Genomic DNA, 10,797 nt, shown 5'->3' with positions numbered 1-10,797 from the left:
TGATCAACGACCCCACGCGGTTCGAGGGCGTGAAGGTCATTGGCGTCGATGAGCACGTCTGGCGCCACACCAGGCGTGGCGACAAGTACGTCACCGTGATCATCGACCTCACCCCGGTCCGCGATGGCGCCCGCGGGTGTCGACCGCCGTTGGATGGACGGTCCGACGCGCGTGTCGAAGCGTCCGGGGCTCGCCGGTCATGACCGGTCGGCGTGGGTGGCGATGGCGAGCAGGTCGCGGACGGGCCCTGCTGGAGCCCGCCCGGTGCCGACCCACAAGGCCGTCAGGTCGCGACTGAGGTCTAGACCGACCACGAGATGTGCAAGCTGTTCGAGAACGTCCGCGCCCTGAGCTCGATGCCTTGCTGTACCCAAGGAAGCCGGTCCGGCTCAGGGCGCACCCGGCGGCGGCGTACGCGACCGGCCCTGAGGGTCCGTGCACCCTCTGACATCCGAACGAGGCGAGTCGCGTCCGGACAGCCACAGTGCTGCGACGAGGGTCGAGCACGCCGTTGTCCTGGTCGGTCCCGTGACGTCCGGTCTGTTGGGGGGCGACGCGGTCGACGGCTCTCGAACGCTCCGAAGGCCGGTACCGAACCTGGCCCTCCTCGGCGCAGCCGGCACAGCCGTGTGCGACGGCCTTCGCCGCGAGCTCTGGTCGGGAGGACCCGGCCGGCCGCGGGACCATCGCGGCCCGAGAATGATCGAGAGAGGGGCAGGGACGCAGTGCCGCTCAGATGACGCCGAGCGCCAGCATCGCGTCCGCGACATGGGTGAAGCCGGCGATGTTGGCTCCAGCCGCGTAGTCGCCCGGGAGCCCGTACTCGTCGGCTGTAGCGAGACACCGGTCGTGGATGCCACGCATGATCTCCTCGAGACGCTCCTCGGTGTACTCGAACGTCCAGGAGTCCCGCGACGCGTTCTGCTGCATCTCCAGCGCACTGGTCGCGACCCCTCCGGCGTTCGCGGCCTTGCCCGGCGCGAACAGCACTCCGGCGTCGGCCAGCACCCGGACTGCTGCCGGCGTCGTGGGCATGTTCGCACCCTCGGCGACGATGCGGCACCCGTTGCGCACGAGCACCCTGGCCTCTGCCTCGTCGAGCTCGTTCTGCGTCGCGCAAGGCAGGGCGATGTCGGCCGGGACGTCCCAGATCGACCCGCCCGACCCCATCGCGGCATCGGGCCGGCGCTCGACGTAGTCGGCGGCCCGACCGCGTTGAACTTCCTTGACCTCCTTGAGGGTGGCAAGGTCGATGCCGGCCTCCTCGACGACGTACCCACTGGAGTCCGAGAAAGCGACGACGGTGCCGCCGAGCTGTGCGACCTTCTCCATGGCATAGATGGCAACGTTGCCCGAACCCGACACGACGACCCGCTTCCCGTCGAAGGAATCGCCGGCCGCGGAAAGCATCTGCTCGACGAAGAACACGGTGCCGTACCCGGTGGCCTCCCTGCGCACCTGCGACCCGCCCCAGGTCAGACCCTTGCCCGTGAGCATCCCGGACTCGTAGCGGTTCGTGATGCGCTTGTACTGGCCGAACAGGTAGCCGATCTCGCGACCGCCGACGCCGATGTCACCTGCCGGGACGTCCGTGTACTCGCCGATGTGTCGGTACAGCTCGGTCATGAACGACTGGCAGAAGCGCATCACCTCGGCGTCGCTTCGCCCCTTGGGGTCGAAGTCGCTGCCACCCTTGCCGCCGCCGATGGGCAGCCCAGTCAGCGCGTTCTTGAAGATCTGCTCGAAGCCGAGGAACTTGACGATGCCGAGGTAGACGCTCGGATGGAACCGCAGTCCGCCCTTGTAGGGGCCGAGGGCGGAGTTGAACTCCACCCTGAAGCCGCGGTTGATCCGCACGTCCCCGCGGTCGTCCGTCCACGGGACCCGGAAGATGATCTGCCGCTCGGGCTCGCAAAGACGCTGGAGAACCGCCGCATCGGTGTACTCCGGATGCTTGGCCACGACCGGAGCAAGGCTGTCGAAGACCTCTCGAACGGCTTGGTGGAACTCCGCCTCCCCGGGATTGCGGTCCACGACCTGGTCGAACAACACCTGGAGCTTCGAGTCGGCCATGTTCCCACTTCCACCACGGCCGCCAGCGACCGATCCGCGACCATCGCGGCATCCCAGACTAGAGCGCGCCTGTCACCGCCTCGCACCCGAGCCCGGGCCGCCCTCCCCTCGTGCACTCCAGCTCCGGACGCCGAACGGCACGTGCTCGTGGCGACGAGTGAGCACCGGGGCCTATGGTGGTGCGTTCGACGCGCACTCGGGTGCACCAGGTCTCGAAGGTGGTCATGCCATGTTGTCGCTCGGCGACGATCTCTTCTCCCTCGCCGACTCCCTGAGCCAGCTGCTGGGTGCGCCGGTCACCATCGAGGACCGCGACGCAGCCGTCATCGCCTACTCAGACGGTCAGGACGCCGTCGATGACGCCCGCATCGAGACCATCTTGGACCGGAAGGTTCCGGCGAACGTCCGTCAGGCTCTCGCCGACGCCGGCGTCTTCGACGCCATCGCCGAGCACGACGACGTCCAGTACTTCGAGCTGCCGCACCTTTCCATGACCCCCCGAGCCGTCATCGCCGTCCGGCACCGAACCGTCCTCGTCGGATCGATCTGGATGCTCACCGACTCCGGGCCGACGGAGGAACAGCGTCACATCCTGACCACAGCAGCGCCGATCGTCGCGAAGGCCATCGCTTCACGACGAGTTCGTCGCGACGACAAGTCATCAACCAGCCGTCGCCACGTCACGGCGCTGCTCGCCGGCGGTGAGGAAGCAGCACAGATGGCGCACTCCCTCAGGCTCGATGCGCCGATGTCCGTCGCAGCCATCCGTGCTGTAGGTCCCGACACCGATCCCACAGGCGCGGTACAGCTCCATCTGAAGGCTGTCCTGCGCCGGGTCGCCTGCGCACGCATCGCGCACACGACCTACGCCGTCATCTGTGCCGACCCCTCCTTGACCGCCGACATCCTGACCACCGTGCAAGAACGGCTCGGCAACAATGCTCAACCCGTCAGCGTCGGTCTGGGTCGCAGTGTCGTCGCCGCACGCGACCTCGACCTGTCCCGGACCGACGCAGACCTGCTCCTGGACTCGATGAGACGTCGCGGTGACGTGAAGGTCGTCGCTCGACCGGACACGCACTACACGACCTTGCTCATCGACCACGCACGTCAGTTCGTCCGCAACCACCGCGGACACGGGCCCCTCGCCCGGCTGAGCAAGCTCGGCGCAGAAGCAGAACAGATGCGAGAGACCCTCACCGCCTACCTCGACTGCAACGCCGACATCGCCAAGACCGCGACCGTGCTGTTCGTGCATCCCAACACCGTCCGCAACCGGTTGCGGCGTCTCATGGCCGCGTGCGAGCTCGACATCGAAGACCCCCAGACCCGCCTCGCTCTCTGGGTCGAGCTCAACGTGGAGCGGAGCCAGACGTAGACAACTGGCCGAAGGGCCAGCCGGGTCGAGCAGAACGTGGCCGAAGGGCCAGCAGTTCGGCCACCTCATCGACCGATGATGACGACATGAACTCCGCTCCGCAACGCGTCACCGTCATCGGAGGCGGCATCGTCGGACTCTCGACCGCCTGGCATCTCCAGGACGAGGGTCTGGACGTCACCATCGTCGACCGCACCGGTATCGCTGCGGGCTCCTCCTGGGGCAACGCCGGTTGGCTCTCTCCGGCCCTGACGTTGCCCCTCGCCGAACCGGCGGTCCTCGCGACCGGTGTGCGTGCACTCCTGACGCCTTCATCCCCGCTGTACATCCCGCTGTCGTCGGACGTGCGCCTGCTGCGCTTCCTCGCGGGGTTCACCCGCCAGTGCACCCCAGGACGGTGGCGCGAAGCCATGCGGATCTACGCCGAGATCAACCAGCACAGCCTCGTCGCCTACGACCAGATCGTCGGCAACGACACCGTGGGCGCGACAGTCCACGACGCCGAGCCGTTCCTTGCCGCGTTCACCTCGCGCGAGGACCGCGACGCACTCGAGCGCGAGCTCGCCCACGTCAGGGATCTGGGGACCGACGTGGACTACGCGGTCTTGGACGAGCAGCAGACCCGAGCGCTGGAACCTGCTCTCGGCGACGCCGTCCAAGCAGGCATCAGGATGAATGGACAACGGTTCGTCAATCCGGGCCAGTTCGTCGACCAGCTGGCTTCGTCCGTCCAGGAGAGAGGCGCGACCTTTCGTTTCGGGTCGGCTGCCACCCACCTCGACGACTGCACCGTGCACGGAGTCCGTGTCCACCTCGAGGACGGCTCAGCCGTCGCCGGTGACGCTGTCGTCGTCGCGACCGGCGCGTGGCTGGGAGAGCTGACTCGTCCCTTCGGTGTTCGCACCCTCGTCCAAGCCGGGCGTGGCTACAGCTTCACCGTCCAGCCCGACTCCATGCCGCGGAACCCGATCTACTTCCCGGCCCAACGCGTCGCCTGCACGCCGTTGAATCCCGGGCTCCGGGTTGCTGGGATGATGGAGTTCCGTCGCCCCGACGCCCCGTTGGACCCGCGCCGCATCGACGCCATCGTCCAAGCGGCGCGGCCCATGCTCTCGGGCGTGGACTGGAACGCACGCACGTCCGAGTGGGTCGGCTCGCGGCCCTGCACCAGCGACGGCCTACCCCTCATCGGCGCAACCAGCTCACCACGCGTCCACGTCGCCGGAGGTCACGGCATGTGGGGAATGGTCCTTGGACCATTCACCGGACAGATCCTCGCGAAGTCCATCGTCCGCGGGCAACGGCACGAGCTGATGCGGCACTTCGACCCCCTGCGCTGAGCGGTGTCACCTCCTGCCGGCCAGACGGGGCTGCTCGGTGACGGGTTCGGTCTCGCGCGTGAGGCCGCGCTCCTACTCGCCGCGCCGGAGCGCCGTCTCGATGCTCCGCGCCAGGATCGCCGCGTTCGAGAACGACTGCTGCGGCGCGCGGACGGGGTGGCCAATCGCGCACGCGACGTCACCCCGCGGTCGCCGAAGCGCCCGCGCCTGGCGTGGGTGACGTCGGGGTGACGGGGTGTCGGACGTGATGACGCGTCGCGCACCGCAAAGGTGCTTGTGCGGAAGCGAACAGGGGGTAGAACGCACCGAAGGCCTTCCAGTTGCGCCTGGAAGGCCTTCGGTCAGATCGCGATCGCAATCTGGTCTGGTAGCGGGGAGAGTCCGCAACAAGGCGACTCCCCCACGCGCCGAAGAACTCTCAGGCGTGCGTAGATGCTGTGGGATGACAGGTGTCACCCCGTGCACTGCACCGTAGCTCGGGCAGCCGACACAGGGATCGGCGAAGCGGTTTCACTCTGCGGACCCTCCTGCCGAGCGCGCGTCACGGCCAAGGGTTCGCCGTGCAGCCTTGGAGCCCGAGGGTCTGCTGGAGCATGACCGGCGCGGGCCGACCTGGCGCAGGACAGACCGCGTGTCCGAACCCAAGACTGTGTCCGACTTCGTGGTTGACGACGTAGTCGCGGTAGTCCTCGAGGTCCTCGTAGTAGGGGACCCCCTTGGTCCACCGGAGCGCGTTGATCACGACGTCGTTGCCGTTGCGACACGAGACCTCCCCACGTGTCTGGAGCGGCGCGCAGAGTCGGTCCGTCATCTTGGGGCTGGCCAGCACCACCCGCAGCGGTGCGGTCGCTGTGCGTCGAAAGGAGTACGCGCCGCCCTCAGTCCAGCCCCGCTTGTCGGCGAGGGTGGCTTCCACCGCGCGGGCGAAGTCCTCGACCTCGACGTCGAGCCCTCCCTCGACCTCGACGCGGTAGTCCACCAAGCGGCCAGCGGACCCCGCCCGCGCACCGTCACCGTCCGCGGTGGTGAACGTTCCGGACCCCCTCGCGGGCACGTCGTCCGGTGTCGTGGCTGCCGGTGAGGGCGCGGGGCGCGAGTCGTAGGAGCGCGTGTCGTTCAGGCTCGCCGACGCCGTGGGGGCGACACCGGCCCGGCGTGCCGGAGCATCGCCTTGCAGCTCCAACGCGCCGGCGGCAGCCACGCCGACGGTCACGGCGACGGCCGTCGCCGCGACCCAGCGACGACCGCGCACCCGTGGCGGGGACCGGTGACGGCCGACCTTCGTCACAGCACCTTCTCCCACGACGCACCCTCGTCGCTGCTGGTGTAGATGCCGGTCGAGGTGGCTGCATGCCAACGCCGGCCGCCGGTCTCGAGGGCCGCGGGGACGCCGTCGAGCTGGCCGCGCCCCGACCAGGACCGCGCATCGCCTGAGACCCACACCTGACCGTCGGGTCCGAGGGCAGCGAGACCTTGGCTGGCGCGGTCGACGAAGGCGAGCCCGGGCGTGCCTTCCAGTCGTTCGCTGCCCTCGACGTCAACGAGGCTCAGGACGCCATCAGTGCCGGCCACGAGGACGGTGTCGGCATCCAGCAGGGCCGTGTCGATGGCCTCGATCGTGGCGAGCGTGTCGAAGGTGCGCCCCGCGTCCTTGGAGAACAGGACCCGGCTCGCGGTCGAGTCGTAGGCGGCGATCGTGTCGTCCTCGACGTCGAGGCTGTGCAGGTCCGACTCACCGACGAGGCTGACCGGTTCCCAGCTGAGGCCGTCGTCGTCACTGCGGACCAGACCCATGGGGTCGGGCAGGTCGCCAGAGGCAGGGTGACCGCTGGCCAGGAACGTGTCTGGCCCGACGACGGCGAATCCCATCAGGTCGTGCTCGAGGTGTCCAACGCGTTGAGCCTCTCCGTCGTCCACGACGAACAGGCCGTTGTGCGTGGCGACGTACAACCGTCCGTCCTTGGAATTGAGGCCGAGACCGTGGACATGGCCGAACGCTGACACGCCAGTGGGCTCGGCTTGGGGGTCGGCGCAGGCGCCGAGCAACAGGATCATCAGGGCAGCGACGATGGTGCTGCGCCTGGCGGGTGTGAAGGTGCGCATGATGGCAGCCGGTTGCCCAAACCGGCCGCCGGGTGGCGACCGGTTTGGGCGTGCTCGGCTCAGGAGCCGAGCAGCTCGCGCATCGTGGAGATCTCCTCGGTCTGCGCGACCTCGATCTCCTCGGCCAGCTCGACAGCATCGGCGTTCTTGCCGTCCTTCTGCTCAGCCCTGGCCATCGCGACCGCGCCTTCGTGGTGCTCGACCATCATGGTCAGGAACAGCTCGTCGAACGTCGCGTCCTGCGCGTCCTCGAGCTCTGCCATGTCGTCGGCGGACATCATCCCGGGCATCGAGTCCATGCCCGAGTGGTCCATGCCGGACATCGATCCTGTGTCCTCGGGGACGTCCTCTCCCCAGGACTCCAGCCACCCGGTCATCGTCTCGATCTCCGGACCCTGGGCGGCCGAGATCTCCTCGGCCAGCTCGAGGACGTCGGCGTTCTCGGTCCTCGAGGCAGCCATCTCGGCCATCTCGGTCGCCTGACGGTGGTGCGGGATCATCTCCCGGGCGAAGCTGACATCGGCCTTGTTGAAGTCCGCCGACGAGTCGGCGTCCCCGGTGTTCGAGCAGGCGGCCAAGGCGGCCGCGGCAGCGACGAGGGTCGCTGCAAGCATGCGTGTACGCATCGTTGTTCTCCTGTGGGTGCAATGAGGTGGTGGTGTGCGCTCGCCCCGAGAGTCCGGGGCTCGGGCGCTCCTCAGCAGCGCAGAACGGTGGTGCGTTCCAAGGGGGTCAGGTGCTCGAGGCGATCTCTGACGAGACCGGTGCTGAAACGAGTCGGACGGGCGCGAAGCCACAGCACCCGCCACGAGGGAGCGTGTCGCCAACGCAGGAGGCCGGCGACGGTCAGGAGCAGTGCCAGGCAGGCCGCGAGCAGCCCACCGCAGTGCTGCGCCATGGACGAGTGCTCATCGCCCTCGCCGTGGGCCGACGTGCCCGACGTCGCCAGGTGGCCGGCGGGAGCTGGCTCGTGCCCGGCCGACGCCACAGCCACGGACGGTGCGAACGGGGTGGGCGAAGCGGCGGTGGACAGCAGATGGTGCATCACGATGATGCCGACGACGAGGGCAGGCGCCAGCAGCACCAGCAGGACGCGAGAACGTGCTGGCGACGACCACACTCCCCGGACGGCACCCATGAGTCCTGATGGTAGCGAGCGGGCCCCACCGCGCGGGTTCGCACCGCGCTCCTCGCCGAAGGGGGCCTCGACGCCGACGAGCCGCATCGCTCAGCTCGCCAGCGTTTCGTCGTTGGCGGCGATGAACTCATCGGTCGAGGACGGCTGGAGCATCTTGCCGTTGAGGAAGAACGTCGGTATGCCGCTGACCCGGAGGGCCTGGCCGTCTTCGAACGTCGCGCTGGACCCGACTCTCGACGTCAGCGCTAGCGACGTCGCGGTCGGAATGATCCATGCCAGGCTCACACCCTCGACATGGGAACGGAAGAGCGCCGCCCTGGAGTCCTGCTGTTTGCCCGTTCGGTCTTCGCAGAGTGCGGCGAGAGCGACAATGCGGCGCAATGGGGAACTCCTGACGTGGGCCGGCTCGTTGATCCGGCGGGACGAGGAATTACTACGATCGGTAGTTGAACAGGTGTCCCGAAGCGTTGGACGAGGCAGGTGACGTGAGATGAGCGGTGCATCGCGGCGCCCTCTCGTGCTCGCTCTCCTCGCCTCGCTCGTCTTCCTGCTCGGGGTCGCCGCGGCGCAGCTGAACTCAGACGACAGCTCCAGCTCAGGTGTGAAGGACGAAGCGTTCGTCGTGGCGGCAGCGTCCGTCCATGACCTGGACCCTGCCGGCGATCCGACGACTCCGGACAGCTCGCTGGGGCACTGCGGGGCTCTCGCCATCTGCCTCGCCTTGCTGCTCGTGCTCGGCTTCACGCTGGCTCGCACTCGCTCGTCGTGGCGCCGACTACCTCACATGCGCCACACGTTCGATGCCAGCATCGCCTACCTGCGCACGGCGTGGTCCGCGCCGCTGCTGGTTCATCCCACGGGCCTGCTGACCTGCTGATCGGGGCCCGTTGCCGCGCCCGAAGTCCGATCTAGCACGAAGGCACCCATGAGAACCGCCCTCTTCCTGGCGAGCGCCGCCGCACTGTCAGCGTGCAGCGGCACCGCGCCGTACAGCAGCACCTACAACTCCGCCGACTACGACTACGCCGCCGAGGCGGCGTCCCACCTACGGGGAACCATCGCGTTCGCCGACCGGGCAACAGCCGCCGAGAAGGACCCGGCCGTGCGGCGAGCAGCAGCGGCTTGGGCGCGACGAGCGCACATCGAGATCCGCGCGATCGACGGTCTCATCGGCGCCGTCCGGGACCCACTCTCACCTGCCCAGTCCGCAGAGCACCGCCGCGAGCATCCGCTGGCGGCGTTCCCGACAGCGACCGACGACGCACGAGGCGAGAAGGTGCTGGAGCGCCTCATCAGCGCCAACGAGGCAGCGATCGAGCAGGCCGAGGCCTACCAGAAGCGCGGCCGCCAGCCCTCGCTGAAGTCGATCTCGAGCTGGCTCGTCGAGGACCGGACGGCAGAGTCCGCCGCGCTGCGGAACCTCTTGGAGGACCGATGAACATCGTCCGCGCAAGCCTGGCCGCAGTGCTCATCGCAGCACTCACGGCTTGCGGCGTGGTCGACGGCACGACCAAGACCGGGGACGACTCCGCGAATCCGGTCGGCATCACCCGCCTGGCACCCGAAGACCGCGTCCCGGGCCCGGAGATCGCCGGAGCGGACCTCGAGGGCCAGCCCGTCTCGACCGCGCAGTGGCACGGCCAAGTCGCCGTCATCAACGTCTGGGGATCATGGTGTCCACCCTGTCGTGCCGAGACACCCGTCCTGAACCGCCTCGCCAACGAGCTCGAGGGCGACGTCCCGTTCCTCGGCGTCGCCGTGCGCGAGAGCGCGACCACCTCCCTGGCATTCGCCAGGAAGCAGGACGTGCCCTACCCGAGTATCAGCGACTCGTCCGGGTCGCTGCTGGCGCGGTTCGCTGAACCGCTGCCGGCAGCCGCGGTGCCCACCACCTACGTCCTGGACCGTCAGGGCCGCGTAGCGGTCAGAGTCCTGGACCGCGTCACCTACCCGACGCTGAAGGGACTCATCGAGGACGTGTCGGCAGAGGCGGCCCCCTGATGGAGACCGTCGCCAGTGGCCCCCTGCTCATCGCCTCGCTCATCGCGGTCGCAGCAGGACTCGTGTCGTTCTTCTCGCCCTGCCTGGTCCCGCTGCTGCCCGGCTACCTGTCGTACGTGAGCGGGTTGAGTGCAGCCGACCTCTCAGGGCACCGGGCTCGAGTCACCACCGGAGCCGCCCTGTTCGTCCTGGGGTTCAGCGCCGTCTTCATCTCCTACGGCGCCGTCTTCGGTGCCATCGGCTTCCGCCTGCTCGAGCACCAGCGGGTCATCAACGTCGTCCTAGGCATCGTCACCATCGTGCTGGGTCTCGGCTTCATCGGTCTGACCCGGTTCGGGCAGCAGGAGGTGGGGCGGACGGTCATCAACCGCGTCGGCCTGGGCGCGGCCCCCGCCATCGGGGCGATGTTCGGCGTCGGCTGGACCCCGTGCATCGGCCCGACCCTGGCGACCGTGCTGTCAATGTCGACGACGACGGCAGACGCAGGCCGGGGCGCGTTCCTCACGGCCATGTACTGCATCGGTCTGGGCGTCCCGTTCGTCCTGGCTGCGGTCGCCTACCGGCGGATGCTCGGCGCCATCGGCTGGGTCCGGCGCCACCATCGCGCCCTTCAGGTGACCGGCGGCGTGATGATGATCGCCGTGGGCGTCCTGCTGCTGACGGGGGCTTGGCTCGATCTCATCAGCGCGCTGCAGCGGTGGTCACTGTCCTACGTCGCGCCCTTGTGACGCAGAACCTTCGGGCTGCTGTACGCGGTCGAGGGG

Annotated in this window: 12 protein-coding genes and 1 pseudogene; 7 read left to right on the top strand and 6 right to left on the bottom strand. The window is 68.6% G+C overall.

What is annotated here, in order from left to right; genetic code table 11:
* Positions 1 to 170, top strand: a pseudogene (locus tag NUV38_RS15180) (ISL3 family transposase); the annotation flags it as partial.
* A 562-nt stretch (positions 171 to 732) separates the two neighbouring features.
* On the opposite strand, the gene gdhA reads toward NUV38_RS15180, so the two are convergent.
* The gene (gene gdhA / locus NUV38_RS15175; protein ID WP_257729926.1) at positions 733 to 2,073 is read right to left on the bottom strand and encodes an NADP-specific glutamate dehydrogenase; all 1,341 of its coding nucleotides are present in this window, start codon (positions 2,071 to 2,073) and stop codon (positions 733 to 735) included.
* A 229-nt stretch (positions 2,074 to 2,302) separates the two neighbouring features.
* Here gdhA and NUV38_RS15170 point away from each other — a divergent pair, with 229 nt between their 5' ends.
* Positions 2,303 to 3,451: a CdaR family transcriptional regulator gene (locus NUV38_RS15170; RefSeq protein WP_257729925.1), complete on the top strand. Its 1,149-nt coding sequence runs from the start codon at positions 2,303 to 2,305 to the stop codon at positions 3,449 to 3,451.
* 86 nt (positions 3,452 to 3,537) lie between these two features.
* Entirely contained in the window at positions 3,538 to 4,791 is a 1,254-nt protein-coding gene (locus NUV38_RS15165; RefSeq protein ID WP_257729924.1) for an FAD-binding oxidoreductase, read from the top strand.
* A 541-nt stretch (positions 4,792 to 5,332) separates the two neighbouring features.
* Here NUV38_RS15165 and NUV38_RS15160 read toward each other — a convergent pair.
* The 5 genes from NUV38_RS15160 to NUV38_RS15140 all read right to left on the bottom strand — a co-directional run bounded on the left by NUV38_RS15160 (position 5,333) and on the right by NUV38_RS15140 (position 8,413).
* Entirely contained in the window at positions 5,333 to 5,845 is a 513-nt protein-coding gene (locus NUV38_RS15160) for a DUF3152 domain-containing protein (RefSeq protein ID WP_257729928.1), read from the bottom strand.
* Positions 5,846 to 6,075: 230 nt separating this feature from the next.
* Entirely contained in the window at positions 6,076 to 6,894 is an 819-nt protein-coding gene (locus tag NUV38_RS15155) for a F510_1955 family glycosylhydrolase (RefSeq protein WP_257729923.1), read from the bottom strand.
* A 59-nt stretch (positions 6,895 to 6,953) separates the two neighbouring features.
* Positions 6,954 to 7,508 (bottom strand): DUF305 domain-containing protein, encoded by a 555-nt coding sequence (locus NUV38_RS15150; RefSeq protein ID WP_257729922.1) that lies wholly within the window; start codon positions 7,506 to 7,508, stop codon positions 6,954 to 6,956.
* Positions 7,509 to 7,591: 83 nt separating this feature from the next.
* Positions 7,592 to 8,032: a hypothetical protein gene (locus NUV38_RS15145; protein WP_257729921.1), complete on the bottom strand. Its 441-nt coding sequence runs from the start codon at positions 8,030 to 8,032 to the stop codon at positions 7,592 to 7,594.
* A gap of 90 nt (positions 8,033 to 8,122) precedes the next feature.
* Entirely contained in the window at positions 8,123 to 8,413 is a 291-nt protein-coding gene (locus NUV38_RS15140) for a hypothetical protein (protein WP_257729920.1), read from the bottom strand.
* Positions 8,414 to 8,522: 109 nt separating this feature from the next.
* On the opposite strand from NUV38_RS15140, the gene NUV38_RS15135 reads away from it, so the two are divergent.
* The 4 genes from NUV38_RS15135 to NUV38_RS15120 are packed head-to-tail and all read left to right on the top strand — an operon-like array spanning position 8,523 to position 10,761.
* The gene (locus NUV38_RS15135; RefSeq protein WP_257729919.1) at positions 8,523 to 8,909 is read left to right on the top strand and encodes a hypothetical protein; all 387 of its coding nucleotides are present in this window, start codon (positions 8,523 to 8,525) and stop codon (positions 8,907 to 8,909) included.
* Between the two features lie 48 nt (positions 8,910 to 8,957).
* The gene (locus tag NUV38_RS15130) at positions 8,958 to 9,470 is read left to right on the top strand and encodes a DUF305 domain-containing protein (protein ID WP_257729918.1); all 513 of its coding nucleotides are present in this window, start codon (positions 8,958 to 8,960) and stop codon (positions 9,468 to 9,470) included.
* A complete protein-coding gene (locus NUV38_RS15125; RefSeq protein WP_257729917.1) occupies positions 9,467 to 10,033 on the top strand; it encodes a TlpA disulfide reductase family protein in 567 nt (188 codons plus the stop codon). Before NUV38_RS15130 ends, NUV38_RS15125 begins: the two co-directional genes overlap by 4 nt.
* Positions 10,033 to 10,761, top strand: coding sequence for a cytochrome c biogenesis CcdA family protein (locus NUV38_RS15120; RefSeq protein ID WP_257729916.1), 729 nt, complete (start codon positions 10,033 to 10,035; stop codon positions 10,759 to 10,761). Before NUV38_RS15125 ends, NUV38_RS15120 begins: the two co-directional genes overlap by 1 nt.
* Positions 10,762 to 10,797: the final 36 nt, after the last annotated feature.

The sequence above is a fragment of the Aeromicrobium sp. 50.2.37 genome (assembly GCF_024655735.1).
GTDB lineage: Bacteria > Actinomycetota > Actinomycetes > Propionibacteriales > Nocardioidaceae > Aeromicrobium.
Note: the sequence above shows the minus strand (reverse complement) of the source record. Positions and strands in the feature narration are given on the sequence as shown.

What these genes read in the sequence shown, in the direction of transcription:
- gdhA (WP_257729926.1), bottom strand. Translation starts at nt 2,073, where the DNA reads ATGGCCGACTCGAAGCTCCAGGTGTTGTTCGACCAGGTCGTGGACCGC.
- NUV38_RS15170 (WP_257729925.1), top strand. Translation starts at nt 2,303, where the DNA reads ATGTTGTCGCTCGGCGACGATCTCTTCTCCCTCGCCGACTCCCTGAGC.
- NUV38_RS15165 (WP_257729924.1), top strand. Translation starts at nt 3,538, where the DNA reads ATGAACTCCGCTCCGCAACGCGTCACCGTCATCGGAGGCGGCATCGTC.
- NUV38_RS15155 (WP_257729923.1), bottom strand. Translation starts at nt 6,894, where the DNA reads ATGCGCACCTTCACACCCGCCAGGCGCAGCACCATCGTCGCTGCCCTG.
- NUV38_RS15150 (WP_257729922.1), bottom strand. Translation starts at nt 7,508, where the DNA reads ATGCTTGCAGCGACCCTCGTCGCTGCCGCGGCCGCCTTGGCCGCCTGC.
- NUV38_RS15145 (WP_257729921.1), bottom strand. Translation starts at nt 8,032, where the DNA reads ATGGGTGCCGTCCGGGGAGTGTGGTCGTCGCCAGCACGTTCTCGCGTC.
- NUV38_RS15135 (WP_257729919.1), top strand. Translation starts at nt 8,523, where the DNA reads ATGAGCGGTGCATCGCGGCGCCCTCTCGTGCTCGCTCTCCTCGCCTCG.
- NUV38_RS15130 (WP_257729918.1), top strand. Translation starts at nt 8,958, where the DNA reads ATGAGAACCGCCCTCTTCCTGGCGAGCGCCGCCGCACTGTCAGCGTGC.
- NUV38_RS15125 (WP_257729917.1), top strand. Translation starts at nt 9,467, where the DNA reads ATGAACATCGTCCGCGCAAGCCTGGCCGCAGTGCTCATCGCAGCACTC.
- NUV38_RS15120 (WP_257729916.1), top strand. Translation starts at nt 10,033, where the DNA reads ATGGAGACCGTCGCCAGTGGCCCCCTGCTCATCGCCTCGCTCATCGCG.